This window comes from Streptomyces sp. WAC03905 (genome assembly GCF_057371075.1).
The window spans coordinates 2385037-2411621 of record NZ_JBXYDZ010000003.1; the positions used below are offsets into that span (position 1 = coordinate 2385037).

Consider the following 26585-nt stretch of genomic DNA (forward strand, 5'->3'; position numbering starts at 1 on the left):
CGTGTCGTACGAACGACTCCCCTCGATTCTGCCACCTCGTACGGGTCGGGGCGCGGGTCAGGCCGTTCCGGCCAGGCGGACCAGCAGCGGGGCCGCGCGCTCGCCGGCGACCGAGGTCAGCGACAGCACGGCGTGGCCGGGCGGCACGGCGTGCGCCAGGTCCGAGGCGGACCACCGCTCCCGCTCCACCTGCCGCACGGTCACCGCGTCGGTGGTGACCGCCTTGCCGGTGACGAGCTTGCGAAAGGCGTGGACGGCCCGGGTCAGCGGCTGGTCGGCGAAGACCGTGCGGTGGGTGACGTCGCGGGTCTCCACCCATTCGGTTCCCCAGGCCTCCGCGAACCGCTTGCCGTCCCAGGTGGTGACCCCGGAGAAGGCCATCCGGCAGCCGACCGCCCCGAGCAGGGGCGTGCGCAGCTCCTCCGGTACGTCGTCCAGCGTGCGCAGGGTGAGCAGGACGCCTGCGTGCGCCGAGCGCAGGCGCCGGACGCCGCGCACGGTCTCGGCGGTCAGGGTGCGGGAGGCGTCGTCGAGGGCGAGGAAGGCGAAGAGGGAGCGGTCGGCGCGGGCGGCCGCGGCGGCGTTGAACTGGGCGAGCAGCAGCCGGGCCAGCATGCGGGAGGCGTCGGCGTGCCCCCGCTCGGGGAGGTCGACGCGGACCCGGATGGGGTGTTCCAGCGCGCGCAGCGAGAACGGCCGTCCCTGGCCGGTGGTGTCGAAGAACCCGGCGAAGGCGGGCCGGTCCAGCAGGGCCACCCGGTCGGCGAGGGCCGGGCCGGGGTCGCCGTGCGCCCCGTGCTGGCGGGTGCGGGCGTCGAGCTCGCGCAGCATGGCGTGGCGCGCGGTGCCCTCGGCGGCGGCGAGCTCGCGGCGCAGGGTGTCGAAGGCGGCGGGGACCTGGTCGAGCAGCTCGCGCAGCTCGGGCACGGCGGGGAAGCGGCCGTAGGCGGCGCGGAACGGCCCGAGCAGCTGGGCGAGGGCGGTCGCCGCCCGGCGTACGTCCATCCCGTGGACGTCCCCGACGAAGGCCTCGGCGAGCAGGGTCGCGGCCTCGTCGGGGTCGGTGGCCCCGCCGTAGAGGTCGAGGTCGTAGACGGAGCCGGGGTCGCCGATGCGGACGACGACGTCGTAGGCGGCGTCGGGGCCGAGCTGGGCCCCGGCCGCGCCGACGGCGACGACGGCGGCCTGGCCGGCGAGCGCCTGGAGGGCGAGGGACTCCACGACGGGCCGCACCAGGCGCTGCGTCTTGCCGGTGCCGGAGGGGCCGACGGCGAGCAGGGAGGTGCCGAGCACGTCGGGGTCGAGCGCGAGGGAGGTGCCGCGGCGGGCGTACGGGTTGCGGGCGCCGTCCTCGACGGTGCCGAGGAGCACCTGCCGGGCCAGCAGGTCGTGCCGGGCGGCCCGCACGGGCAGGTCCCGGTCCCCGGAGGGGTGCACGCAGGCCCCGGCGCCCTTGTCGCGGACGGAGTCGGCGAAGGCGCGCATGCGGGAGGGGTCGACGCGGACGGACTCCCAGGCGCGGCGGATGCGCGCGAAGTCGACGTCGTTCATCCGCCCGCTCCCGGCCTCCCCCTCCAGCCGATCGGCCACGTCCCCCATCCCGGCCCCCCGCACCTCGCCCCACCGCAGCGGATCGTCCTCCCCCCCACCGTCGACAGGGACCGGTAGGGCGGAGTGCAGGAGCCGCGCCGCACGGCCGCGCAGCAGCCGGCCCAGCAACTCGGGCCAGCGCCCGAGCCGTCCGAAGCCGAAGACGAGGGCACCGACGACGATGCCGTACCAGACGTACGAGGCCACCACGGAGGGGAAGGTCCCCGCCCAGGAGTCGGGCGTGAACATGTAGAGCGGCCACAGCCAGAAGCCGCCGAGGTAGCCGTTCCACAGCAGGGACCAGAGCAGCAGTCCGGCGAGCAGTGCGATCAGGGCGCCGCTCACGAGCTGGCGGGTGGGGGTGACCTCGGGCTCCTCGGCGGCGCGCGGCACGTGCCCGTACGTCCACACGCCCGGTCCGTCCGACGAGCGCGGGTGGCGCAGCCAGTCCCCCAGGGTCGGCCCGGCCGTCGGCGCGTGGGACGGCTTGGGCGGGGCGGTCGGCCTCGGAATGTGCCCGGTGCGGCCCGGGCGCGTCTCGTGCGTGCCGTCGGTGTCCATGAAACCCCTGCCCCCTGACCGTGCCTGCGGTGCTGCGTCGCTCAATGTAGTGGCCGCGGGCGGGCAAGGGGGCGAATGACGAAGCTCTATGGCCGTCGCGGACAAGGACACGCTGAGATCACTACCGAACGGAGCATGCAGGACCGTCGCTCCCGGGCCTAGCCTGCGGACAAAGAGACAAGTGCGTCCGAAAACACCCCCCAGGAGCCCTCTATGACCGCTGTCCCGCAGGAGCGCAAGATCGTCACCGCGATCCCCGGCCCCAAGTCGCAGGAGCTGCAGGCCCGCCGTCTGCAGACCGTGGCCGGCGGCGTGGGCTCCGTGCTGCCCGTCTTCACGGCCCGCGCGGGTGGCGGCATCATCGAGGACGTCGACGGCAACCAGCTGATCGACTTCGGCTCCGGCATCGCCGTGACCTCCGTCGGCGCCTCCGCCGAGGCCGTCGTGCGCCGCGCCTCCGCGCAGCTCGCCGACTTCACCCACACCTGCTTCATGGTCACCCCGTACGAGGGCTACGTCGAGGTGTGCGAGGCCCTCGCCGAGCTGACCCCGGGCGACCACGCCAAGAAGTCGGCGCTGTTCAACTCCGGCGCCGAGGCCGTCGAGAACGCCGTCAAGATCGCCCGTTCGTACACCAAGCGCCAGGCCGTCGTCGTGTTCGACCACGGCTACCACGGCCGCACGAACCTCACCATGGCGCTGACCGCCAAGAACATGCCGTACAAGCACGGCTTCGGTCCGTTCGCCCCCGAGGTCTACCGCGTCCCGGTCGCCTACGGCTACCGCTGGCCCACCGGTGCCGAGAACTGCGGCCCCGAGGCCGCCGCCCAGGCGATCGACCAGATCACCAAGCAGATCGGCGCCGAGAACGTCGCCGCGATCATCATCGAGCCGGTCCTCGGCGAGGGCGGCTTCATCGAGCCGGCCAAGGGCTTCCTGCCGGCCATCGTGAAGTTCGCCAACGAGAACGGCATCGTCTTCGTCGCCGACGAGATCCAGTCCGGCTTCTGCCGCACCGGCCAGTGGTTCGCGTGTGAGGACGAGGGCATCGTCCCCGACCTGATCACCACCGCCAAGGGCATCGCGGGCGGTCTGCCGCTCGCCGCCGTGACCGGCCGCGCCGAGATCATGGACTCCGCTCACGCGGGCGGCCTGGGCGGCACCTACGGCGGCAACCCGGTGGCATGCGCCGGTGCGCTCGGCTCCATCGAGACCATGAAGGAGCTCGACCTCAACGCCAAGGCGAAGAAGATCGAGGCCGTCATGAAGGCCCGTCTGACCGCCATGCAGGAGAAGTACGACATCATCGGCGACATCCGCGGCCGCGGCGCCATGATCGCGATCGAGCTGGTGAAGGACCCGGTCTCCAAGACCCCGTTCCCCGAGGCGGCCGGCGCGCTCGCCAAGGCCTGCCACGCCGAGGGCCTGCTCGTCCTGACCTGCGGCACCTACGGCAACGTGCTCCGCTTCCTCCCGCCGATCGTCATCGGCGAGCACCTGCTGAACGAGGGCCTGGACCTGATCGAGGCCGCGTTCGCAGCCATCGGCACGGAGATCTGAGCCGCGGTCGATACGACCACCCGCTCGAACGTCTAGAACGTCCGAGCGCAGCGCCCTCACCCGTACCGACGGTAACGGGCGGGCGCTGTGAAGAAGCTGTGGGGGGCCGATGGCGGGAGCGCGTTCCTGCTGTCGGTCCCCCTTCCACTGCCGTACGGTTTCTGCAGATGAGTGAAACAGCCCGCTCCCGGGAAACCGGGGGCGATACCGGTACCGGGCTTCCCCAGCACCGTGCCGGGCATGCGTTCGCGCACACTCCTCACCGATCGGACAGCCGACCGCCCCAAACCCCCCGGGGCGTCCGGCAACCCGGTCCGGGCGGCCGTCCCGGAACCATCCCCCCTGTTCCGGGACGGCCGGCCACCCTTTCCGGCGGCATCGCCGCCTCCGCGCTCTGCATCCTCCTCTTCGCCCTGATCACCTGGCAGGTCCTGGTGCGGGGCCCACTGCTGTCCTGGGACGCCCGGCTGAGCGACGCGCTGGTGCGCACCGTCCCCGACGCGGTCACCGAGGGCCTCTCCGACCTCGGGAACATCCCGGTCGCACTGCCCGTGCTGCTGCTCGCCGCCGCGTACGCCGCCCTGCGCGGGAACCGCCGCGGCGCCGCGGCCGCGGTGGCCGCGATGGCCCTGGTGCCCGCCCTCGTCGTCCCGCTGAAGGAGTGGACCGCCCGCCCCGGCCCGCTGGAGCCGTGGGCCGCGGGCTACTTCCCCTCGGGCCACACCGCGACGGCCTTCGTGGCGTACGCGGGCGCGGCCCTGCTGCTGCGCCCGCGCCTGGGCCGGCGGTGGCCGGCGGCCGCCGCCCTGGTGCTCACGGGGGCGACGGCCGTCGGGCTGGTGCTGCGGGGGTTCCACTGGCCGCTGGACGTGCTGGCCAGCCTGCTGATGTGCACGCCGCTGCTGCTGGCGGTCAGGCGGTCCTGCCGTAGTACGCGTCGAAGTTCCGGCTGAATTCCCCTCCGCCGAAGCGGTCCCAGTTGATCGACCAGGTCATCAGGCCGCGCAGGCCGGGCCAGGTGCCGTGGGTCTGGTAGGCGCCGCAGTCGGCCTTCTTCGTCAGGCAGTTCAGGGCCTTGGTCACCTCGGCCGGCGAAGTGTGGCCGTTGCCCGCGTTGGGGGTGGCGGGCAGCCCGATCGCGACCTGGTCGGGACGCAGGGCCGGGAAGACACGGCCGGTGTTGCCGGCCACCGGGAAGCCGGTGAGCAGCATGTCGGTCATGGCGATGTGGAAATCGGCGCCGCCCATGGAGTGGTACTGGTTGTCGAGGCCCATGATCGGGCCGGAGTTGTAGTCCTGGACGTGGAGCAGGGTGAGGTCGTCGCGCAGGGCGTGGATGACGGGGAGGTACGCGCCGGCGCGCGGGTCCTGACCGCCCCAGGGCCCGGAGCCGTAGAACTGGTACCCGAGCTGGACGAAGAAGGTCTCCGGAGCCATGGTGAGGACGAAACCCTGGCCGTAGCGGGCCTTCAGGGACTTCACGGCGGAGATCAGGTGGACGATGCCCGGCGTGGTGGGGGCGCGGAAGTCGGTGTCCCCGGTGGCCAGGGAGAGCGAGTGGCCCTCGAAGTCGATGTCCAGGCCGTCGAGCCCGTACTCGTCGATGATCTTGCTGACGGACGAGACGAACGTGTCGCGGGCGGTGGTGGTGGGGAGCTGGACCTGGCCGTTCTGCCCGCCGATGGAGATCAGCACCTTCTTGCCCGCGGCCTGCTTGGCCTTGACGGCCGCCTTGAACTCAGCCGGTGACTCGACGCCGGGGCACTCCGTGACCGGGCAGAGCCGGAACCGGATGTCGCCGGAGGTCACCGAGGTCGGTTCGCCGAAGGCGAGGTTGATGACGTCCCAGGAGGCGGGCACGTCGGCCATGCGGACGTGGCCGGAGCCGTTGGCGAAGCTCGTGTGCAGGTAGCCGACGAGCGCGTGGGCGGGGAGGCCGCCGCCTCCGCCCCCGCCGCCGGTGGTCGTCGCGGAGACGGGAGCGCTCTGCGGGGACTCGCCCGCCGCGTTCACCGCGCTGACCCGGAAGGTGTAGGTGGTGGAGGCGGCGAGGCCGGTCACGGTGGCCGGGGCGGCGGCGACCGGCAGCGGCGCGGCTCCGTCGCGGTGGACGACGTACGACGTGGCGCCGGGCACCGCAGTCCAGGACAGTACGACCGAGCCGGCCGAGGCCGCCGAGGCGGTCAGGCCGGTGGGGGCGGCCGGGGGCCGGGGCTGGCCGGGGCCTCCGGGGTCCGGGCCGACCAGGGTGACGTCGTCGGTGACGTGGGCGGGCTGGCCGTACCAGCCGTGGGTGTAGACGGTGACCGAGGTGGTGGACGGGCCGGTGCGGAAGGTGGTCGTCAGCTGCTTCCAGGCACCCGGGGTCTGCGTCCAGGCCGACACGTCGGTGGTGCCGGTCCCGCTCGCGCCGAGGTAGACGTACGCCCCCTGCACCCAGGCCCCGAGCGTGTACGTGGAGTCCGGCCGGACGGTGACGGTCTGGGAGCAGCGGGCGTTGTCCTGGCCCGCCGGGGTGGCCCGCAGGGCGGAACTCCCGCCGTGGACGGGTGTGGTGACGGCGGTTCCGCCGGCGCCCGAGCAGCTCCAGCCGTCGAGTCCGGCTTCGAAGCCGCCGTTGCGGACGAGGTCGGCGTCCGCGGCCGCGGCCGGCGGGCCCGCGGCGAGGAAGCCGGCCGCCGCGAGGGCGGCGGCCGTGAGGAAGGACCATGTTCTGCGCACAACTGCCTCCGGGACATGGGGGGATGGAGTCAGGCTGCTGGAAGGGGAACAGCGGCGCCCAAGATGGTCCAGACCAATCCCCTTGTCAAGGGTTGCGGCACTCCCCCACCAGCGCGCGTGCGGCCGCCTCGTGCATGGCCAGCTCCAGCAGGACCGGGTCCGTCAGGGTCCCCTCCCCGTCCGGGAGTACCGCCCACCGCACTCCCCCGGTCGCCCGGCCCGGATACGGGACCACGATCCACGCCCCGCGCCCCGCCCCCCGTACGCCTGTGCCGATCCAGTGGGAGGTGGTGCCCGCGGGCACGAAGAAGCCCAGCCGCGACGCACCGAAGTCGGCGAGCACCGGGCCGGGCCGGTCGGTGAGCAGGGCGAGCACGTCGAGGGTGGCCCGCCCCAGTTCCCCCGGCAGGACCAGTACGTCCCAGAGCCGTCCCGCGGGCAGGAGGGCGACCCCGAGGGGGTCGCGCTCCCACGCCCGTCGGCAGGCGTCGGGATCCGGCGCCGCCGAGGCCAGCCACTCCACCGCAGTCTTCTCCCCCGGGGTCGTCATCGCCCGGCCTCCGTTCCCTGTAGGTGAGCCGTTCTCACCTGCAGAGAGCGGGGTCGGGCCCGGCTATGACGCGGGTTGCGCCACCCCGTGGTGGTGAACCGGGTCACACGCCGAACGGCCGGGCGGGCCGGGGAGGCGGGGGGTGGGGAGACGGAGCGCGCCCGGAGACGGGAAGCCGGGGCGCGCCCGGGCGCGCGGGCGGCTCAGCTGTCGAAGCCGAGGCCCAGCTTGTCCATCGCCCTCAGCCACAGGTTGCGGTGGCCGCCGCGGGCGTCCGCGCGGGCCAGCGACCACTTGGTGAGCGCGATCCCGGTCCAGGCGAACGGCTCCGGCGGGAACGGCATCGGCTTGGACCTCACCATCTCCAGCCGGGTGCGCTCGGTGGAGAGCCCGTCGAGCAGGTCCAGCATCACCTCCGCGCCGAAGCGGGTGGCACCCACGCCGAGGCCGGTGTAGCCGGCCGCGTACGCCACCTTGCCCGAGTGCGCCGTCCCGAAGAAGGCGGAGAAGCGCGAGCAGGTGTCGATCGCACCGCCCCAGGCGTGGCTGAACTTCAGGCCCTCCAGCTGGGGGAAGGCGGTGAAGAAGTGTTCCGCGAGCCGGAGGTAGGTCTCGGGGCGGTGGTCGTACTCGGAGTCGAGCCTGCCGCGGTAGGGGTAGATCGCGTCGTAGCCGCCCCACAGGATCCGGTTGTCCTTGGTGATCCGGAAGTAGTGGAACTGGTTGGCGCTGTCGCCCAGGCCCTGGCGGTTCTTCCAGCCGATCGCGGCCAGCTGCGCCTGGTCCAGCGGCTCGCTCATCAGGGCGTAGTCGTAGACCGGCACGGTGAAGGGGCGGATCCGGCGGACCAGCGACGGGAAGATGTTGGTGCCCAGGGCGACCCGGCGGGCGAGGATCGTGCCGTAGGGGGTCTCCACGGTCATCCCGCGTCCGGCCGGGGCGAGCTTCAGGCCGCGGGTGTTCTCGTAGATCCGCACCCCGAGGTCGAGGCAGGCCTGCTTGAGGCCCCAGGCGAGCTTCGCCGGGTTGAGCATGGCGACGCCGTCGCGGTCCCACAGGCCCGCGAGGAAGGTCGGGGAGTCGACCTCGGCGCGCACGGCGTCGCGGTCGAGCCATACGGACCCGCCGGCCAGGCCCAGGCGGAGCGCCTCCTCGTGGAGTTCGCGCAGCTCCTCGACCTGATGGGGTTCGGTGGCGACGTCGATCTCGCCCGTCCGCTCGAAGTCGCAGTCGATGCCGTAGCGGGCGACTGCCTCCTCGATCGCGTCGAGGTTGCGGGCGCCCAGCTCCTCCAGCTTCGCCAGCTCGCCGGGCCAGCGGGCGATGCCGTTGCCCAGCCCGTGGGTGAGGGAGGCGGCGCAGAAGCCGCCGTTGCGGCCGGAGGCGGCCCAGCCCGCCTCCTTGCTCTCGATCAGTACGACGTCCCGCCCCGGGTCGCGCTCCTTGGCGATGAGCGCCGTCCACAGGCCGCTGTAGCCGCCGCCGATGACCAGCAGGTCGCAGCGCTCGTCGGAGGTGAGCGCCGGCTGCGGGTCGGGCCGGCCGGGGTCGTCCAGCCAGTACGAGACCGGCTTCGCTTCGGAAAGGGATGTCGCAACACTACGCATGGCGACTGGGGCCATGTCTTCCATCTCCCTACGGAACCGCGGAACTGCGGAACTACTTCGGTTGTGCCTTCTTGCGGCGGTTGCCGACCGTCTGGCCGGCGAGGACCACCAGCACCGCGATGACGAACATCGCCGTGCCGATGACGTTGATCTGCACGGGCGTACCGCGCTGGGCCGATCCCCAGACGAACATGGGGAAGGTGACGGTGTTGCCCGAGTTGAAGTTGGTGATGATGAAGTCGTCGAACGAGAGCGCGAAGGAGAGCAGCGCGCCCGCCGCGATGCCCGGCGCCGCGATGGGCAGGGTCACCCGCAGGAAGGTCTGCACCGGGCTCGCGTAGAGGTCGCGGGCGGCCTCCTCCAGCCGCGGGTCCATGGACAGGACGCGGGCCTTGACGGCGGCGACGACGAAGCTGAGGCAGAACATGATGTGGGCGATCAGGATCGTCCAGAAGCCGAGCTGGATGCCCATGTTGAGGAAGAGCGCGAGCAGCGAGGCCGCCATCACGATCTCCGGCATGGCCATGGGCAGGAAGATCAGCGAGTTGACCGCGCCGCGCGCCCGGAAGCGGTAGCGCACCAGCGCGAAGGCGATCGCGGTGCCCAGGGCGGTCGCGGCGATCGTGGACCACAGGGCGATCTGGAGCGAGAGCCCGAGGGAGCCGCACATGTCGGCGACGCCGCAGGGGTCCTTCCACGCGTCGAGCGAGAACTCCTGCCAGGCGTAGTTGAAGCGCCCGGAGGGGTTGTTGAAGGAGAAGACGGTGACGACGACGTTCGGCAGGATCATGTACGCGAGCGTGGCGAGGCCCGCGATCACGACCAGGTTGCGCCGCAGCCAGGTGAGGGGGGTGCGCATCAGACCAGGTCCTCCGTCCCCGCTCGGCGGATGTAGATGGTGACCATGATCAGCACGATGGCCATGAGAATGAAGGACAGCGCGGCCGCCGTCGGGTAGTCGAGGATCCGCAGGTACTGCGACTGGATGACGTTGCCGATCATCCGGGTGTCCGTGGAGCCGAGCAGCTCGGCGTTCACGTAGTCGCCGCTCGCCGGGATGAAGGTGAGCAGGGTCCCGGAGACCACGCCCGGCATGGAGAGCGGGAAGGTCACCTTCCGGAAGACCGTGGCGGGCCGGGCGTAGAGGTCTCCCGCCGCCTCGTGCAGGCGGGTGTCGATGCGCTCCAGCGAGGAGTACAGCGGCAGGATCATGAAGGGGAGGAAGTTGTACGTCAGGCCGCAGACGACCGCGAGCGGCGTGGCCAGCACCCGGTCGCCCTCGGTCATGCCGAGCCAGCTGGTGACGTCGAGGAAGCCGATCGCGTCGAGGCCGGCGACCACCGGGCCGCCGTCGGCCAGGATCGTCTTCCAGGCCAGCGTGCGGATCAGGAAGCTGGTGAAGAACGGGGCGATCACCAGGACCAGGAGCAGGTTGCGCCAGCGGCCCGCCCTGAAGGCGATCAGGTAGGCCAGCGGGTACCCGAGCAGCAGGCACAGCGCGGTGGCGGTTCCGGCGTACAGCAGGGAGCGCAGGAACTGCGGCAGGTACTCGGTGAAGGCGTCCCAGTACGTCCGGAAGTGCCAGGTGACCTCGAAGCCCTCTTCGAGGGAGCCGGTCTGCACCGAGGTGGAGGCCTGGTAGACCATCGGCAGGACGAAGAAGACCAGCAGCCACAGGATGCCGGGGAGCAGCAGCCAGTAGGGCACCAGCCGCTTGCGCACGGACGGCTTGTGGACCGGGGGTCCGGCGGGGGCGGGCGCCTGGGGCGGCGCGGCGGTGGCGGTCACGCGCTCTCCTCGACCGTCTCGATGCCCGCGTCGATGTCCATGTCCGCGTCGAGGCCGAAGGTGTGCTCCGGGTTCCAGTGCAGGACGACCTCGGCGCCCGGCACCAGGCGGCCGTCGCGCTCGATGTTCTGGACGTAGACCTCCAGCTCGGGGCCGACCGGGCTGTCGACGACGAACTGGGTGGAGACTCCGATGAAGGAGGAGGCGGCTATCCGGCCGGTGACCCGGTTCCGGCCGGTGGCTATGGTGTGCTCCTCCTCGGCCGGGACCAGGGAGATCTTCTCCGGGCGCACGCCGACCAGCAGCTTCCCGCCGGCGCTGGGCGTGGTCGAACATCGGGCGGCGGGCAGCCGCAGGGTGGTGCCGGAGGCGGAGACGACGACGTCGGAGCCGGCGGACTCCACGGAGGCCGCGATGAGGTTGGACGTGCCGAGGAAGTTGGCGACGAAGGTGGTCCGCGGGTTCTCGTAGAGGTCGGCGGGGGCGCCCAGCTGTTCGACGCGGCCGCCGTTCATCACGGCGACCGTGTCGGCCATGGTCATGGCCTCCTCCTGGTCGTGCGTGACGTGCACGAAGGTGATGCCGACCTCGGTCTGGATCCGCTTGAGCTCCAGCTGCATCTGGCGGCGCAGCTTGAGGTCGAGGGCGCCGAGCGGCTCGTCGAGGAGCAGCACCTGCGGATGGTTGATCAGGGCGCGGGCGACGGCGACGCGCTGCTGCTGGCCGCCGGAGAGCTGGTGCGGCTTGCGCTGGGCGAACTGGCCGAGCTGGACCAGGTCCAGCATGTCGTCGACCTGCTTCCTGACCGACTTGATGCCGCGGCGGCGCAGGCCGAAGGCGATGTTCTCGAAGATGCTCAGGTGGGGGAAGAGGGCGTAGCTCTGGAAGACCGTGTTGACCGGGCGCTTGTACGGCGGGAGGTCGGTGACCTCGCGGTCGCCGAGGTGGACCGTGCCGGTGGAGGGCTCCTCCAGACCCGCGATCATGCGCAGGGTGGTGGTCTTGCCGCAGCCGGAGGCGCCGAGCAGGGCGAAGAAGGAGCCCTGGGGGATGGTCAGGTCCAGCGGGTGCACGGCGGTGAAGGTGCCGTAGTGCTTGCTGATCCCGGAGAGGCGGACGTCGCCGCCCGCGGTCTTGTCAGTCATGGATGGTCCCGGGGTTGGGTGGGCGAAGAGGTCGAGTGGGGAGCGGACGCGGTGCGGCTGCGGCCGTCACGCGCCGATGAGCTTGGCGAACTTCTCCTCGTACGCCGTCTCTTCCTCACTGGTGAGGGAGCGGAAGGCGTGGGACTTGGCGGTCATCGCCTTGTCCGGGACGATCAGGGTGTTCTGCGCGAGCTCGGCGTCGATCTTCGCGAGCTCGTCCCCCACGCCCTCGACGGGACAGACGTAGCTGATGTAGGCGGCGAGCTGCGCGGCGACCGGGAGCTCGTAGTAGTAGTCGATGAGCCGTTCGGCGTTGGCCTTGTGCCGGGCCTTGACGGGGACGAGCAGGTTGTCGCTGGAGGTGATGTAGCCGGCGGCGGGAATGGCGAACTTGATGTCCGGGTTGCCCGCCTGGAGCTGGATGACGTCGCCCGCCCAGGCGAGGCAGGCGGCGAGGTCGCCCTTGTCGAGGTCGGAGGTGTAGTCGTTGCCCGTGAAGCGGCGGATCTGGTTCTTGTCCACGCCCTTCTGGAGCCGGCCTATCGCCTCGTCGAACTCCGCGTCCGTGAAGGAGGCGGGGTTCTTGCCCTGGTCGAGCAGGGTCATGCCGACGCTGTCGCGCATCTCCGTCAGGAAGCCGACGCGGCCCTTGAGGGAGGGGTCGTCGAGCATCTGGGTGACGGAGTCGACCTTCTTGCCCTCCGTCGCCTTCTCGTTGTAGGCGATGACGGTGGAGATGCCGGTCCACGGGTAGCTGTACGCGCGGCCCGGGTCCCAGTCGGGGCTGCGGAACTGCGGTGACAGGTTCGCGTAGGCGTGCGGCAGGTGGGAGGGGTCGAGCTTCTGGGCCCAGCCGAGGCGGATGATGCGCGCGGCGAGCCAGTCGGTGACGACGATCAGGTCGCGGCCGGTCTCCTGGCCGGCCGCGAGCTGCGGTTTGATCTTGCCGAAGAATTCGACGTTGTCGTTGATGTCCTCGGTGTACTTGACCTTGATCCCGGTCCGCTTGGTGAACTCCTCCAGCGTGGGACGGGACTTCTCGTCCTCGCTGGTGTCCATGTACTCGGTCCAGTTGGAGAAGGCGATCTCCTTCTCCTGGGCCGAGCGGTCGTCGGAGACGGCGGCCGCGTCGCCCTCCCGCTTGGCGGGCGGAATGCCGCATCCGGAGAGGGTGGACAGGCCGCCGAGGGTGAGCGCTCCGACTCCGGAGGCGCGCAGCAGCGAGCGGCGGGTGAGGGCGCCGCGCCCACTGCCGAGGCTGCGCCGCATCGCGGCGAGTTGCGCCGCCGAGAGGCGGTCGGGCTCGTACTGCTCCATGCGCTGTGGCCTTTCGGGAGGTGGACCGCTGGTCAGGCGGTGGTCGGCTGTCGGTCCCCGAAGATCGTGCGGTGCCAGTCCTTCGCGGCCACCGCGGTGTTGTCGTACATCACGTGCTTGACCTGCGTGTACTCCTCGAAGGAGTAGGCGGACATGTCCTTTCCGAAGCCGCTCGCCTTGTATCCGCCGTGGGGCATCTCGCTGATGATCGGGATGTGGTCGTTGACCCAGACGCAGCCCGCCTTGATCTCGCGGGTGGCACGGCCCGCCCGGTAGACGTCGCGGCTCCAGGCGGAGGCGGCCAGTCCGTACGGGGTGTCGTTGGCCAGCGCGATGCCCTCGTCGTCGCCGTCGAAGGGCAGGACCACGAGGACGGGGCCGAAGATCTCCGACTGGACGACCTCGCTGTCCTGGGCGGCGCCGGTGATGAGGGTGGGCCGGTAGTACGCGCCGGCGGCGAGCTCGCCGCCCGGCACCTCGCCGCCGGTGACGACGGTGGCGTAGCCGCGGGCCCGTTCGACGAACCCGGCGACGCGGTCGCGCTGGGCGTGGGAGACCAGCGGGCCGAGGTCGGTGGCGGAGGAGAAGGGGTCCCCGAGGCGGACGGTCTCCATCAGCTCCGCGACCCGGGCGACAAAGGCGTCGTGCAGGGGGCGCTGGACGTAGGCGCGGGTCGCGGCGGTGCAGTCCTGGCCGGTGTTGATCAGTGAGGCGGCGACGGCGCCGTGCGCGGCGGCCTCCAGGTCGGCGTCGTCGAAGACGAGGAAGGGGGCCTTGCCGCCGAGCTCCAGGTGCAGTCGCTTCACGGTGGCGGTGGCGATCTCCGCGACCCGCCTGCCGACGGCCGTGGAACCGGTGAAGGAGGTCATCACCACGTCGGGGTGGCCCACCAGGTGCTCGCCGGCGTCGCGGCCGGCACCGGTGACGATGTTGATGACGCCGTCGGGCAGGCCCGCGTCCTTGGCCGCCTGCGCGAACATCAGGGAGGTCAGCGGGGTGAGTTCGGCGGGCTTGAGGACGATGGTGTTGCCCGCCGCGATCGCCGGGAGGATCTTCCAGGCGGCCATCTGGAGCGGGTAGTTCCAGGGAGCGATCGAGCCGACGACCCCGATGGCCTCGCGGCGTACGTACGAGGTGTGGTCGCCCGAGTACTCGGCAGCGGCCTGCCCCTGGAGGTGGCGGGCGGCGCCCGCGAAGAAGGCGGTGTTGTCGACGGTCCCGGGCACGTCGAACTCCGTGGACAGCTTGATCGGCTTGCCGCACTGGAGGGACTCGGCGTGGGCGAAGTCCTCGGCCTGCTCCGCCAGTACGGCGGCCAGCCGGTGCAGCGCGTCGGACCGCTCGCCGGGGGTGGCCCCGGACCAGCCCGGGAAGGCGCGCCCGGCGGCGGCGACCGCCTCGTCGACGTCCGCGGTGCTCGCCAGCTCGTAGGTCAGGACCTCCTCGCCGGTGGCCGGGTCGACCACGGTGTGTGACCGGCCGGAGGTCCCGGCCCTGAGCTTTCCGTCGATGTACTGCGCGCCGTCCGCGAAGCGGTCCTTGACCTGGAAGCGGTTGCCCATCACGCTCTCACGCTCTCCGTAGCTACAGTTCGAGCTACAGCTCGAATTGAGTGCCGATCCTGGCAGAGGTGATGCCCTCGGCCAAGTGATTCCGTTGTTGCTCTTTGATTACGCGACGGAATCGGTCGACCATGTGTCGAGGCACGCCGGAAATCCCGTACGAAGTGTCCGTGGCGGGTGTCAGACTCGCGTGCATGGAGATGATCGACGACCTGATCAAGCAGGTCAGCCGTGGTGAGCGGGTGAAGTACCTGCCGTTCTGGGGGCACCGGCCGCGGCCCGACGGCAAGCTCGGACCGAGCTGCCTGAGCCAGTGGTGGCCGTCCCCGTTCACTGTCGGTGACGTCCGTTATGCCACGGCCGAACACTGGATGATGGCCGGCAAGGCCCGACTGTTCGCGGACCCCGAGGCCGAGCGCGCCGCCGTGGGGGCGAAGACCCCGGCCGAGGCGAAGAAGGCCGGGCGGCTGGTGCGCGGCTTCGACGACGCGACCTGGGAGCGGGAGCGCTTCGCCCTGGTCGTCGAAGGCAGCGTGCACAAGTTCGCCTCCGATCCGGCGCTGCGCGCCTACCTGCTGGGCACCGGGGACCGCGTGCTGGTGGAGGCGAGCCCGATGGACCGGATCTGGGGCATCGGACTGGCCGCCGACGACGAGCGCGCCCTGGATCCGCCGCGCTGGCGCGGGCTGAACCTGCTGGGCTTCGCCCTGATGGAGGCCCGCGAGCGGCTGCGCGCGGGCGACGGGGCCGGCGAAGGTCCGAGCCGGGCGTAACGGGGGGCGGAGCCGCGGGACCGCCGGCCCCGAGGCCGTCGCACGGTCCCGGCAGCTCCCCTTCCGCTACCTGGCCGGGTCGATGTGGTCGCCGCTGTCGGACCGCTCCCGGCTCAACCGGCCCGACGCGGCGGCCGTGTTCGGGGCGGGGCCGGCGCTGCGGGCCTGACGGACGGGCGGGCCGCCTGCTACGGCTCCAGCGGGGACCCGACGCAGCACGTGCCGTCGGAGGTGCCCGTCCCCACCTGGAACCTGGCGGGGGACCAGGTCGGGCACGCGCCCTCGGGCAGCGGCGACCGGCAACGTGGCTTCAGACCCGTTCGTGGAGCCGTGAGTCCGAATACGGGCTCTCGCGGCGCGGGCGGTCGTCCCATCCGTCGTCGAGGAACGGGGCGAACATGGCGAACAGCATCAAGAGGCCCAGCGCGATGCCGACCGCGCCCAGGATGATCCCCGCCAGGGCCATCCCGCCGTTGTCGGCCTCGCCGCGGTTGGCCTTGCCCCTGCCGAGCGCGCCGAAGACGACGGCCCCGATCCCGAGCGCCACGGCTATGAAGCTGGTGATGCAGCCCACGACCGCGAGGATGCCCAGGACGAGCGCGGTGATGCCGAAGCCGTTGCTGGGCTGCCGCCCGTACGGCGGGTACGCGCCGGGGAACGGGTACCCCTGCTGGGCGGGGTACCCGGGATACCCGGGGTGCCCGGGGTGCCCGGGGTGCCCGGGGCCGGGGTACCCCGCGTCGCCGGGGTAGCCGTAGCCGGGCTGGGCCGCCGCCGGATAGCCGTAGACCGCGGAGGCGGAGCCGGGTGTGCCGGGGCCGGGTGCGGCCGGCGGGGTGCCGGGGCCGGGCCCGGCAGGTGTCGCCGCCCCGCCCGGCACACCGGCGAGCGTCTGCTGGTCGTGCACGGACGGCGGACCCGACACGCCCGGTGTGCCGGGCGTACCCCGCGCCTTGCCCAGGTCCACCACGGGCCGCTCCGGCGGCGCCCAGGGGTCCCGGGGCTCGGGACTGCTGTCGTTCATACGGAGCCCCCCTCTCTCGTACAGCCATGCTAAGCGCTGCCACCGACGGTCACGGCCGTGCCTACGATGAGCGCGTCCTGCCCGCACCCCGCCCCTCCGGAGGCACCCCCCATGACCGACCTGCATCCCTTCATCGCGGGGCTGCCCAAGGCCGAGCTCCACGTCCACCACGTCGGCTCGGCCTCACCGCGCATCGTGGCCGAACTGGCCGCCCGGCACCCCGACTCCAAGGTGCCCACCGACCCCGACGCCCTCGCCGACTACTTCACCTTCACCGACTTCGCCCACTTCATCGAGGTCTACCTGTCCGTCGTCGACCTCGTCCGCACCCCCGAGGACGTCCGGCTGCTGACCTTCGAGGTCGCCCGTGACATGGCCCGGCAGAACATCCGCTACGCCGAGCTGACCATCACCCCGTACTCCTCGACCCGCCGCGGCATCGACGAGAAGGCCTTCATGGAGGCCATCGAGGACGCCCGCAAGGCCGCCGAGAAGGAACTCGGCGTCATCCTGCGCTGGTGCTTCGACATCCCCGGCGAGGCCGGCCTCGAAGCCGCCGCCGAGACCGCGCGCCTCGCCGTCGACCTGCGTCCCGAGGGGCTGGTCTCCTTCGGTCTGGGCGGACCCGAAATCGGCGTCCCGCGCCCGCAGTTCAAGCCGTACTTCGACGCGGCCCGCGCCGCCGGCCTGCACAGCGTGCCGCACGCCGGCGAGACCACCGGTCCCGAGACGGTCTGGGACGCCCTGCGCGACCTGGGCGCCGAGCGCATCGGCCACGGCACCAGCTCCGTGCAGGACCCGGAGCTGCTCGCCCACCTCGCCGAGCACCGGATCGCGCTGGAGGTCTGCCCGACGTCGAACATCGCCACGCGTGCGGTGACCGACCTCGACGCACACCCCGTCAAGGAGATGGTCGCGGCGGGCGTGCTCGTCACCATCAACAGCGACGACCCGCCGATGTTCGGCTCCGACCTCAACAACGAGTACGCGGTGGCCGCGCGCCTCCTCGACCTCGACGAGCGCGGGCTGGCACAGCTCGCGAAGAACGCCGTCGAGGCCTCCTTCCTGGACCCGGCCGGCAAGGCGAAGCTCAACGCGGAGATCGACACGTACACCGAGCAGTGGCTCGCGCGCTGACGTCCCCCCGAGAATGGGGTGATGCGCACCCTGACTGCCATCGGCCACCGCGGCGATCCCTATCGCGTCCGTGAGAACACCCTGCCCTCGATCCGCTCCGCCTTCGCCCGCGGGGCGGACGCGGTCGAGGTCGACGTACGGCTGACCCGCGACGGGGTGCCGGTCCTCCTCCACGACGAGTCGCTCCAGCGGCTGTGGAACCACGACGTGCGGCTCGACGAGATCTCGGCCGCCCAGCTCAAGGAGATGACCGGGGGCGCCGTTCCGACGCTGCGCGACGCGCTGATGACGGCCGGGGCGGGCCGGCTGATGCTCGACCTGCCGGGCGCCACGCCCGAGGCGGTCCGTGCCGTCGTGGGCCTGGTCCGGGAGTGCGGCGCGGGCGAGCGCACGTTCTACTGCGCGGGCCCGGGGTCGATGCTGGCGCTCCGCGCGGCCGATCCGGACGCGGAGATCGCGCTGACCTGGACCACGCTCTCGCCGCCCCGGCGGGTCCTGATCGACGCGGTGGCGCCGCGCTGGCTCAACTACCGCTTCGGGCTGGTGAGCCGGGAGCTGGTGGACGCGCTGCACCGCGACGGCCTGCTGGTGTCGGCGTGGACCGCCGACACCCGGCGGACGATGAAGGGGCTCGTCGCGGCGGGGGTCGACGCGATCACCACGAACCGGGTGGACGCGCTGACGGCCGTACGGGCCGAGTTCGGCCGGTGACACCCGCGCCGGGCCGGTCCGTCCGGAGACTGCGCGGCGCCGAGGGCCGGGACATGAACCCGGTGGCCCTCGGCGCCGTCGTGTCGGCGGTCACGCAGCGGCGGCGTGCTCCAGCCGTTTGATCATGCCGCGCAGGACCAGGAGGGGGATCACCCCGAAGACGCCGAACGCCATGTCGATGACGCTCCACCAGAAGGGGATGCCGCGGATCGGGCCGCAGACCAGGGCCAGCGGGATCACTCCGGCGCAGGCGATCATGCCGGCTTCGACGATCCAGATGTTGCGGACGGGGTCGCGGTACACGCCGTAGAAGAAGACGGCGATGACGAGGTGGGCGAAGGCGAGCCAGTCCGTCCCGTAAAGGAGGAAGGGGTAGTCGGCGTCGGCCCGGTCCAGCCCCTCGCCCACGCGCCGCAGCCATATGTTGTCGATCAGGGCGTTGGCCCAACGCAATTCACTGACCAGCGGAAAAGCCGTGATACCGCTGAGTACGAGGCAGACGACGAAGACGATCAACCAGGCACGGACCCGCCGCTCAAGGGCGCTTCTCTCGCTCATGGAAAGAAGCCTACGCTCGTTTCTGAACACGTTCAGCCAAAAGGCTGAACGTGTTCAGTTCCGTGGCCGGACCGTGATCAAAGTCCGACGATCGCGTTCCACCGCCGGGCGAGGGTGCGCCGCTCGGCCGAGGAGATGTCCCGGGCGACGGCGAGCCGACGCCGCATGTCGTCGTCGGGGAAGACCAGGGTGTTCTCGGCGAGTTCGGCGGTCTCCTTGTCGTCCGAGGCCGCGAGCACCTCGCGGGCCGCGGGGACGGGGCAGACGTAGTTCACGGAGGCCGCGAGCCGTGCGGCCACCTGCGGGTCGTAGTAGTGGTCGACGAGCGCCTCCGCATTGGCCTTGTGCCGGGCCAGGTTGGGGACGAGCAGGCTCTCGGCCCAGAGTTCGCCGCCCTCCTCCGGCACCACGAACTCGATGTCCGGGTTGTCCGCCCGGAGTTGGACAGCGTCCCCCGAGTAGGCCTGACAGGCGAGGACGTCCCCCTTGCTGAGATCGGAGGTGTAGTCGTTGCCGGTGAAGCGGCGGACGTGACGCTTCTTCACCAGGCCCTCGACCTGGTCGCACATCCGGTGGAAGTCGGATTCGGTCCAGCGCGTGACGTCGACCCCGTTGCCCTGCATCAGCAGGGCGAAGGACTCGTCGAGCCCGGAGAAGAGGGTCACCCTGCCCGCGAGGTCGGGGTGCCACAGGTCCCGGACGGACCTGATCTCCCGGCCCAGGGCCTTTCGGTTGTAGGCGATGCCGGTGATGCCGGACTGCCACGGGACGGTGTGCAGCCGGCCCTCGTCGAAGGCGGGGGACCTCAGTTGCGGGTCGAGGTGGCGCGTGACGTTGGGCTGCGCCGACCGGTCCATCTTCTGGGCCCAGCCCAGGTGGACGAAGCGGGCGGCCATCCAGTCGCTGACCACGACCAGGTCGTGGCCGGTCTCCTGGCGGTTCATCAGGGCCGGGCTGACCTTGCCGAAGAACTCGTCGTTGTCGTTGATCTCCTCGGTGTACCGGACCTCGATGCCGGTCCGCTCCGAGAAGGCCTCCAGCGTCGGTCGGCTCTCCTCGTCCTCCTCGTCCGTGTCGATGTAGAGCGGCCAGTTGGAGAAGGCGACGCTGCGGTCGCGCTCCGAGCGGTCCGGGCCCACCCGTCCTCCCTCCGGGACGTAGGCGGGGGGAACGCCGCATCCGGCGAGGGCGGCCGACAGGCCCGCGGCTCCGAGTCCGGCGAGCGCGGCGCGTCGGGAGAAGGCGAGTTGAGGCATGGCCACAGCCTCGGCGAACGCGGAAGGGGCGGGCAATAGACATGTTGTCTACTGCCCGCCCCTTCACAGCCCTGCTGTGATCGATGCGGCCGATCAGCCGTCGAGCGAGGTCATCACGTGCTTGATGCGGGTGTAGTCCTCGAAGCCGTAGGCGGAGAGGTCCTTGCCGTAGCCGGACTTCTTGAAGCCGCCGTGCGGCATCTCGGCGACGAGCGGGATGTGGGTGTTGATCCACACGCAGCCGAAGTCGAGGTTCTTGGACATGCGCATCGCGCGGCCGTGGTCCTTGGTCCACACGGAGGAGGCGAGGGCGAACTCGACGCCGTTCGCGTACTCCAGGGCCTGGGCCTCGTCGGTGAAGGACTGGACGGTGATGACCGGGCCGAAGACCTCGTTCTGGATGATCTCGTCGTCCTGCTTGAGGCCGGAGACCACGGTCGGGGCGTAGAAGTAGCCCTTCTCGCCGACCTGGTGGCCGCCCGCCTCGACCTTGGCGTGGGCGGGGAGCCGCTCGATGAAGCCCGCGACCTGCCGCAGCTGGTTCGGGTTGTTCAGCGGGCCGTACAGCACGTCCTCGTCGTCCGGCGCGCCGGTCTTCGTGTCCACGGCGGCCTTGGCGAGCGCGGCCACGAACTCGTCGTGGATCGACTCGTGCACGAGCACGCGGGTGGCGGCGGTGCAGTCCTGGCCGGCGTTGAAGTAGCCGGCGACCGCGATGTCCTCGACGGCCTTCGGGATGTCGGCGTCGTCGAAGACGACGACCGGGGCCTTGCCGCCGAGCTCCAGGTGGACGCGCTTGACGTCCTTGGAGGCGCTCTCGGCGACCTGCATGCCCGCGCGCACCGAGCCGGTGATGGAGGCCATCGCCGGGGTCGAGTGCTCGACCATGGCCCGGCCGGTCTCGCGGTCGCCGCAGATGACGTTGAAGACGCCCTTGGGCAGGACCGAGTCGATGATCTCCGCCATCAGGACGGTGGAGGCCGGGGTGGTGTCGGAGGGCTTGAGCACGACCGTGTTGCCCGCCGCGATGGCCGGGGCGAACTTCCACACGGCCATCATCATGGGGTAGTTCCACGGCGCGACCTGGGCGCAGACGCCGACCGGCTCGCGGCGGATGATCGAGGTCATCCCGTCCATGTACTCGCCGGCCGAACGGCCCTCCAGCAGGCGGGCCGCACCCGCGAAGAAGCGGATCTGGTCCACCATCGGCGGCAGCTCCTCGCTGGCCGTGAGGCCCAGCGGCTTGCCCGTGTTCTCCGACTCGGCGGCGACGAGCTCGTCCGCGCGCGCCTCGAAGGCGTCCGCGATCTTCAGCAGCGCCTTCTGGCGCTCGGCGGGGGTGGTGTCGCGCCAGCCCGGGAACGCGGCCGCGGCAGCGGCCATGGCGGCGTCGACGTCCGCCTGGCCCGAGAGCGGGGCGGTCGCGTACACCTCGCCGGTGGCGGGGTTGACCACCTCGGTGGTGCGCCCGTCGGCGGCGTCCTTGAACTCCCCGCCGATGTAGTTGCGCAGACGACGCAGTTCGGTGGTCACTACAGCCACACTCCTGATCACATGTCCAACGATTGAGACGAATACCAAGCCTAGCCTCTTGGCGGAGGCTTTCGACAGACCCGAAGGCCACCAACTACGAAATCGGTGAGATCAGAGTCGCCAAACAACGAATTTCATCGATTCCGTCTTGCGGAACAGACGACTCCTCGTGCACAGTGGGCTCGTGGTCAGTCGAAGCGCAGATTCCAGGAACAGACAACCGTCCCCTTCGGTCGATGCTGTGTCCCTGGCGATCATCGAGCAACTGCAGGAGGACGGCCGCCGTCCTTATGCCTCGATCGGCAAGGCCGTGGGCCTGTCGGAGGCGGCTGTGCGCCAGCGCGTGCAGAAGCTGCTCGACCAGGGCGTCATGCAGATCGTCGCCGTCACCGACCCGCTCACCGTGGGCCTGCGTCGTCAGGCGATGGTCGGCATCAACGTCGAGGGCGACCTCGACCCGGTGGCCGACGCGCTGACCGCGATGGCCGAGTGCGAGTACGTGGTCATGACCGCGGGGTCCTTCGACCTGATGGTGGAGATCGTCTGCGAGGACGACGACCACCTGCTCGAAACGATCAACAAGAAGATCCGCACGCTCCCCGGCGTGCGATCAACCGAAAGCTTCGTTTATCTGAAGCTGAAGAAGCAGACCTACATGTGGGGAACTCGATAGCCCGTGAGCCAGGACCTCTCCAAGACCGCATACGACCACCTGTGGATGCACTTCACCCGCATGTCGTCGTACGAGAACGCACCCGTCCCCACCATCGTGCGTGGTGAGGGCACCTACATCTTCGACGACAAGGGCAAGCGCTACCTCGACGGTCTCGCCGGACTGTTCGTGGTCAACGCCGGTCACGGCCGCAAGGAGCTGGCCGAGGTCGCCTTCAACCAGGCCCAGCAGCTGGCCTTCTTCCCGGTGTGGTCCTACGCCCACCCCAAGGCCGTCGAACTCGCCGAGCGCCTGGCGAACTACGCTCCGGGCGACCTGAACAAGGTCTTCTTCACCACCGGCGGCGGTGAGGCCGTCGAGACCGCCTGGAAGCTGGCCAAGCAGTTCTTCAAGCTGCAGGGCAAGCCCACCAAGTACAAGGTCATCTCGCGTGCGGTCGCCTACCACGGCACCCCGCAGGGCGCCCTGTCCATCACGGGTCTGCCGGCCCTCAAGGCTCCCTTCGAGCCGCTGGTGCCCGGCGCGCACAAGGTGCCCAACACCAACATCTACCGCGCCCCGATCTACGGCGACGACCCCGAGGCCTTCGGCCGCTGGTGCGCCGACCAGATCGAGCAGCAGATCCTCTTCGAGGGCGCCGACACCGTCGCCGCCGTCTTCCTGGAGCCGGTCCAGAACGCCGGCGGCTGCTTCCCGCCGCCGCCCGGCTACTTCCAGCGGGTCCGCGAGATCTGCGACGAGTACGACGTGCTCCTCGTCTCCGACGAGACGATCTGCGCCTTCGGCCGCCTCGGCACGATGTTCGCCTGTGACAAGTTCGGCTACGTCCCGGACATGATCACCTGTGCCAAGGGCATGACCTCGGGCTACTCCCCGATCGGCGCCTGCATCGTCTCGGACCGCATCGCGGAGCCGTTCTACAAGGGCGACAACACCTTCCTGCACGGCTACACCTTCGGCGGACACCCCGTGTCCTCCGCGGTGGCCCTCGCCAACCTCGACATCTTCGACAAGGAGGGCCTCAACCAGCACGTGCTGGACAACGAGGGCGCCTTCCTCAAGACGCTGCAGAAGCTGCACGACCTGCCGATCGTCGGCGACGTCCGCGGCAACGGCTACTTCTACGGCATCGAGCTCGTCAAGGACAAGGACACCAAGGAGTCCTTCACGGACGAGGAGACCGAGCGCGTGCTCTACGGCTTCCTCTCCAAGGCGCTCTTCGAGAACGGCCTGTACTGCCGGGCCGACGACCGCGGCGACCCGGTCATCCAGCTGGCGCCGCCGCTGACCGCCGACCAGGGCACCTTCGACGAGATCGAGGGCATCCTGCGCACGGTGCTCACCGAGGCGTGGACCAAGCTCTGAGCAGGCTGTGAACGGTCCGACGGTGCGGTAGTCCGATCACGCGGCCCGGATCCTTCGTTCGAGTGAGAACGCGGGGGTCCGGGCCGTGTGCTGTCACCATCCCGGCGGTTCGTCTCTTTACATCTCAGTGCGGCGCCAGTGACCGAAAGGGCTCCGTTTCGTTCCCTCGGACGGAGGTGTACGCCATGGTGGCCCCACCGGACAATGCCCCGCCGGACAATGACGTTCTCTGGGCGCGGTCCCTGCACTACGCGCACGGCGGTGCCCCCGCACTCGTCGACGTCTCCCTCGGCATCCGCCAGGGCGAGATCGTCGCCCTGACCGGAGCCCGGGGCAGCGGCAAGACCACCCTCCTGCGGTGCCTGTCCGGGCAGCTGCTCCCCACCGACGGCGAGGTCTGGTTCAACAGCGTCCCCGTCCACACCATGGGGGACCTCTCCCGCGAGCGGCTGCGCCGCGACCGCTTCGGCTGGCTGGGTCCCGAGCCCCAGCTGCTGCCCGAGCTGAAGGTGTGGGAGAACGCCGCCCTGCCGCTGCTGCTCTCCGGGGCCTCCCACCGCAGCGCCAAGCACGCCGCCTGCGAATGGCTCGACCGCCTCGACATCGGGGCCTTCGCCCGCAAGCGGCCCGCCGCGCTCACCCGCGCCGAGTGCCAGCGGGTGGCCCTGGCCCGGGCCCTGGTCACCGTGCCCTCCGTGCTCCACGCCGACGAGCCCACGGCCCCGCTGCACCGGGCCGACCGGGACCTGCTGCTGCGGACGCTGACCACCGCCGCCCGCTCCCACGGGATCACCGTGCTGCTGGCCACCGCCGACGAGGCCACCGCGGCCGTCGCCGACCGGCGCCTGACCCTGGTCGACGGCCGCCTCGCGACCGGCGACGCCTCCCCGCTCCCCGACACCCCGGAGGGTCAGGCCGCGTGCTCGCTCTCCGCCTGACCCGTGGCTCCCGGCCCGGGGTCCAGCTGCGGCGGCTGCTCGTCGCCGCCGCCTCCGCCGGGACCGGCTTCCTGCTGCTGTACGTGCTCGCCGGAGCCGTGGACCGGCCCGCCGGATCGTTCCCCCGCCTGCTGTGGGCCCTGGTCCCGCTCGCCGCGACGGTGCACTTCGCCGTCGCCGTCGCCCGGGCCGACCCCGCGACCCGGCCCCGCGAGGGACTGGACGCCGCCGGGCTGGGACCCGTACGGCTGTCCCTGGCGGCCGCGGTCTCCACGGCCGTCGCCTGCACCCTGGGCAGCGCGCTCGCCCTGGCCGTCTTCCTCCACCTGCGCGGGGACCTCTCCGGTCTGCCGTTCGACGGCTCCGGCGCCCGGCTGCTCCACGCCGAGCAGCCGCTGCCCCTGGCGGCCGCCCTCACCCTGCTGGCCCTCGTCCCGGTCATCGCGTCGGCCGCCACCGTGCTCGCGCTGCGCCCGCACCGGCCGCTGGCACCGCAGACCGCCCTGCCCTGGGGCATCGCCCTGACCGCCTGCGGGCTCGCCGTCGAGGCCTACGCCGGCCGCGACGGCGGCGGGATCCTGGCCGGCTGGGCGCTGACCGCCGTCGGGCTCGCCCTCGCCGGACCGGGTCTCGCGTACGCCTGCGGCAGCCTGGTCCAGGCGGTGCGTCCCGGCGCGCTGCGGCTGCTGGCCGGGCGGTCCCTGCAGGAGCAGGCCTCCCGGATCGGGCCGCCGCTGGGCGTGCTGTGCTCCGTCGCCGCCGGGGCCCTCACCGCGCTCGCCCTGCGGGACCGCGGCGGGCTGCACGTTCCGCTGGGTCCGCTGGCCTGGCCGGCCGCCGCCCTGGTCGCGCTGTGCGCCGCCGCGACCCTTCTCACATCCGCGGTGGAGGCCCGCAGGAGCGGAGCCCCCGGGCGCGAGGCCATGCTCGACATGGCAGCTCCCGCAAGGGTCCTGCGGACGGCGGCGGGACTGCGGGCCACCGCGCTCGTGGCCGTGTGCCTACCGCTCAGCTGGGGTGTGGCACAGCTGACGTCGCTGGCGCTGACCCGCTGAGGCGTACAGCCCTTAGGGTGGGCCGAATGGTCAACGCAGACATCGAGATCGAGACGCTCGCCGAATTCGACCAGGTCGTGGCACGCGGCTCGCTCAGCGGCTACCGGATCCAGTCGGTCAACCTGCTGGAGCGGACCTTCGCGCTGCTGGCCGCCGACACCTCGGCGGCCGTCTTCCTGGGCTGCGCGATGGAGCCCGATGCCTCGGCGAAGGTCCGCGCGGACGGCGCGCTGGTCTTCCCGCCCGTGCCGGACCTGCCCTTCAACCCGTACCGCGGCCTGCTCTACACGCCGGAGGAGCTGTACGAGGGACTGCCCGGCGGGTACGAGGCCACCGCGGACGCCGGCGCGTACGCCTGGTTCCAGGAGACCGCGACCGACGGCGACGTCTTCTCCTCGATGCTGCGCTCCGTCCACGACGACGCCGTCTCCGACGCCCTCGACGAGCACCTCGCCACCGCCCGCGTGGTCGGCGTGATGGGCGGCCACGCCATGTCCCGGGCCGGTACCGACTACCGCGGTGCCGCGGAGCTCGGCCGGGCACTGACCCGCTCGGGACTGACCGTGGCCACCGGCGGCGGCCCCGGCGCGATGGAGGCCGCCAACCTCGGGGCGTACCTGGCGCCGGCCCCGGACGAGGCCCTCGTGGAAGCCCTGGAGCTGCTCGCCAAGGCCCCGTCCTTCGAGCCGTCGGTGTCCGACTGGGCGCGCGCGGCCTTCGCGGTGCGCGAGCGCTGGCCCGACGGCGGTGACTCGGTGGGCATCCCCACCTGGTTCTACGGCCACGAGCCGCCGAACGCCTTCGCCGCGCACATCGCCAAGTACTTCGCGAACGCCACCCGTGAGGACGGGCTCCTGGCCCGGTCCACCGCGGGCGTGGTGTTCCTGCCCGGCGCGGCCGGCACCGTCCAGGAGATATTCGACGCCGCCACCCCGAACTACTACGGGTCCCGGGGCGAGCCCGCCCCGATGGTGCTGGTCGGCCACACCCACTGGACCGAACACCTCCCGGCCTGGCCGCTGCTGCGGGCCCTGGCCCGGGGCCGGGCGATGGAGTCGCGGATCGCGCTCGTCGACTCGGTGGACGAGGTCCCCGGTGCACTCGCCTCGATGAGCTGAGCTCCCGGAGGCAACTTCCGGGCCGATTCCCACGTCTGGCAGA

The 26585-nt window shown here is 71.5% G+C and carries 23 protein-coding genes and 1 pseudogene; 11 read left to right on the forward strand and 13 right to left on the reverse strand.

The window, feature by feature from the left end; all coding sequences use genetic code 11:
* Positions 1 to 57: 57 nt before the first annotated feature.
* Entirely contained in the window at positions 58 to 2151 is a 2094-nt protein-coding gene (locus AC2RP6_RS13005; protein ID WP_486446387.1) for an ATP-binding protein, read from the reverse strand.
* 213 nt (positions 2152 to 2364) lie between these two features.
* On the opposite strand from AC2RP6_RS13005, the gene gabT reads away from it, so the two are divergent.
* Both gabT and AC2RP6_RS13015 read left to right on the forward strand, forming a co-directional pair.
* The gene (gabT, locus tag AC2RP6_RS13010; protein ID WP_030651090.1) at positions 2365 to 3711 is read left to right on the forward strand and encodes a 4-aminobutyrate--2-oxoglutarate transaminase; all 1347 of its coding nucleotides are present in this window, start codon (positions 2365 to 2367) and stop codon (positions 3709 to 3711) included.
* Positions 3712 to 4145: 434 nt separating this feature from the next.
* Positions 4146 to 4664, forward strand: a complete 519-nt coding sequence (locus AC2RP6_RS13015) for a phosphatase PAP2 family protein (RefSeq protein ID WP_486446388.1) — start codon at positions 4146 to 4148, stop codon at positions 4662 to 4664.
* Here AC2RP6_RS13015 and AC2RP6_RS13020 read toward each other — a convergent pair.
* The 8 genes from AC2RP6_RS13020 to AC2RP6_RS13055 all read right to left on the reverse strand — a co-directional run bounded on the left by AC2RP6_RS13020 (position 4624) and on the right by AC2RP6_RS13055 (position 14401).
* A complete protein-coding gene (locus AC2RP6_RS13020) occupies positions 4624 to 6432 on the reverse strand; it encodes a chitinase (RefSeq protein ID WP_486446389.1) in 1809 nt (602 codons plus the stop codon). The genes AC2RP6_RS13015 and AC2RP6_RS13020 overlap by 41 nt on opposite strands.
* A gap of 85 nt (positions 6433 to 6517) precedes the next feature.
* On the reverse strand, positions 6518 to 6982 hold the full coding sequence (locus tag AC2RP6_RS13025) for a hypothetical protein (protein WP_486446390.1): 465 nt from the start codon (positions 6980 to 6982) through the stop codon (positions 6518 to 6520).
* Positions 6983 to 7185: 203 nt separating this feature from the next.
* Positions 7186 to 8604, reverse strand: a complete 1419-nt coding sequence (locus tag AC2RP6_RS13030; RefSeq protein WP_486450317.1) for an NAD(P)/FAD-dependent oxidoreductase — start codon at positions 8602 to 8604, stop codon at positions 7186 to 7188.
* 37 nt (positions 8605 to 8641) lie between these two features.
* Positions 8642 to 9448, reverse strand: a complete 807-nt coding sequence (locus AC2RP6_RS13035) for an ABC transporter permease (protein WP_486446391.1) — start codon at positions 9446 to 9448, stop codon at positions 8642 to 8644.
* Entirely contained in the window at positions 9448 to 10377 is a 930-nt protein-coding gene (locus tag AC2RP6_RS13040; protein WP_486446392.1) for an ABC transporter permease, read from the reverse strand. Before AC2RP6_RS13040 ends, AC2RP6_RS13035 begins: the two co-directional genes overlap by 1 nt.
* Positions 10374 to 11522, reverse strand: coding sequence for an ABC transporter ATP-binding protein (locus AC2RP6_RS13045; RefSeq protein WP_486446393.1), 1149 nt, complete (start codon positions 11520 to 11522; stop codon positions 10374 to 10376). Before AC2RP6_RS13045 ends, AC2RP6_RS13040 begins: the two co-directional genes overlap by 4 nt.
* Before the next feature lie 66 nt (positions 11523 to 11588).
* Entirely contained in the window at positions 11589 to 12839 is a 1251-nt protein-coding gene (locus AC2RP6_RS13050) for a polyamine ABC transporter substrate-binding protein (RefSeq protein ID WP_486446394.1), read from the reverse strand.
* A 32-nt stretch (positions 12840 to 12871) separates the two neighbouring features.
* Positions 12872 to 14401 (reverse strand): gamma-aminobutyraldehyde dehydrogenase, encoded by a 1530-nt coding sequence (locus AC2RP6_RS13055; RefSeq protein WP_486450318.1) that lies wholly within the window; start codon positions 14399 to 14401, stop codon positions 12872 to 12874.
* 194 nt (positions 14402 to 14595) lie between these two features.
* On the opposite strand from AC2RP6_RS13055, the gene ybiA reads away from it, so the two are divergent.
* Together ybiA and AC2RP6_RS13065 are read left to right on the forward strand one after the other, a co-directional pair.
* Entirely contained in the window at positions 14596 to 15174 is a 579-nt protein-coding gene (gene ybiA / locus AC2RP6_RS13060) for a riboflavin biosynthesis intermediates N-glycosidase (RefSeq protein WP_486446395.1), read from the forward strand.
* A 28-nt stretch (positions 15175 to 15202) separates the two neighbouring features.
* Positions 15203 to 15474, forward strand: a pseudogene (locus AC2RP6_RS13065) (hypothetical protein); the annotation flags it as partial.
* Between the two features lie 10 nt (positions 15475 to 15484).
* On the opposite strand, the gene AC2RP6_RS13070 reads toward AC2RP6_RS13065, so the two are convergent.
* Positions 15485 to 16198: a DUF4190 domain-containing protein gene (locus AC2RP6_RS13070; RefSeq protein WP_486446396.1), complete on the reverse strand. Its 714-nt coding sequence runs from the start codon at positions 16196 to 16198 to the stop codon at positions 15485 to 15487.
* Between the two features lie 111 nt (positions 16199 to 16309).
* Between AC2RP6_RS13070 and AC2RP6_RS13075 the strand changes: the two genes are divergently transcribed.
* Together AC2RP6_RS13075 and AC2RP6_RS13080 are read left to right on the forward strand one after the other, a co-directional pair.
* Positions 16310 to 17335, forward strand: coding sequence for an adenosine deaminase (locus tag AC2RP6_RS13075; RefSeq protein WP_486446397.1), 1026 nt, complete (start codon positions 16310 to 16312; stop codon positions 17333 to 17335).
* Positions 17336 to 17356: 21 nt separating this feature from the next.
* Positions 17357 to 18046 carry a glycerophosphodiester phosphodiesterase gene (locus AC2RP6_RS13080; protein WP_486446398.1) on the forward strand — a complete coding sequence of 230 codons (690 nt, stop codon included), beginning with the start codon at positions 17357 to 17359 and terminating at the stop codon, positions 18044 to 18046.
* 90 nt (positions 18047 to 18136) lie between these two features.
* Here the strand turns inward: AC2RP6_RS13080 and AC2RP6_RS13085 are convergent, their stop codons facing one another.
* The 3 genes from AC2RP6_RS13085 to AC2RP6_RS13095 all read right to left on the reverse strand — a co-directional run bounded on the left by AC2RP6_RS13085 (position 18137) and on the right by AC2RP6_RS13095 (position 21393).
* Positions 18137 to 18604 carry a hypothetical protein gene (locus tag AC2RP6_RS13085; RefSeq protein WP_486446399.1) on the reverse strand — a complete coding sequence of 156 codons (468 nt, stop codon included), beginning with the start codon at positions 18602 to 18604 and terminating at the stop codon, positions 18137 to 18139.
* A gap of 77 nt (positions 18605 to 18681) precedes the next feature.
* The gene (locus AC2RP6_RS13090; protein WP_486446400.1) at positions 18682 to 19860 is read right to left on the reverse strand and encodes a polyamine ABC transporter substrate-binding protein; all 1179 of its coding nucleotides are present in this window, start codon (positions 19858 to 19860) and stop codon (positions 18682 to 18684) included.
* A gap of 93 nt (positions 19861 to 19953) precedes the next feature.
* On the reverse strand, positions 19954 to 21393 hold the full coding sequence (locus AC2RP6_RS13095; protein ID WP_486446401.1) for a gamma-aminobutyraldehyde dehydrogenase: 1440 nt from the start codon (positions 21391 to 21393) through the stop codon (positions 19954 to 19956).
* Between the two features lie 169 nt (positions 21394 to 21562).
* On the opposite strand from AC2RP6_RS13095, the gene AC2RP6_RS13100 reads away from it, so the two are divergent.
* The 5 genes from AC2RP6_RS13100 to AC2RP6_RS13120 all read left to right on the forward strand — a co-directional run bounded on the left by AC2RP6_RS13100 (position 21563) and on the right by AC2RP6_RS13120 (position 26542).
* On the forward strand, positions 21563 to 22066 hold the full coding sequence (locus AC2RP6_RS13100) for an Lrp/AsnC family transcriptional regulator (RefSeq protein ID WP_030651035.1): 504 nt from the start codon (positions 21563 to 21565) through the stop codon (positions 22064 to 22066).
* A gap of 3 nt (positions 22067 to 22069) precedes the next feature.
* Entirely contained in the window at positions 22070 to 23431 is a 1362-nt protein-coding gene (locus AC2RP6_RS13105) for an aspartate aminotransferase family protein (protein ID WP_486446402.1), read from the forward strand.
* Positions 23432 to 23616: 185 nt separating this feature from the next.
* Positions 23617 to 24369: an ABC transporter ATP-binding protein gene (locus tag AC2RP6_RS13110; RefSeq protein WP_486446403.1), complete on the forward strand. Its 753-nt coding sequence runs from the start codon at positions 23617 to 23619 to the stop codon at positions 24367 to 24369.
* Positions 24351 to 25424 carry a hypothetical protein gene (locus tag AC2RP6_RS13115; RefSeq protein ID WP_486446404.1) on the forward strand — a complete coding sequence of 358 codons (1074 nt, stop codon included), beginning with the start codon at positions 24351 to 24353 and terminating at the stop codon, positions 25422 to 25424. The genes AC2RP6_RS13110 and AC2RP6_RS13115 overlap by 19 nt, the downstream gene beginning before the upstream one ends.
* Before the next feature lie 26 nt (positions 25425 to 25450).
* Complete coding sequence (locus AC2RP6_RS13120) at positions 25451 to 26542, forward strand: LOG family protein (RefSeq protein ID WP_486446405.1); 1092 nt, start codon at positions 25451 to 25453, stop codon at positions 26540 to 26542.
* Positions 26543 to 26585 lie beyond the last annotated feature (43 nt).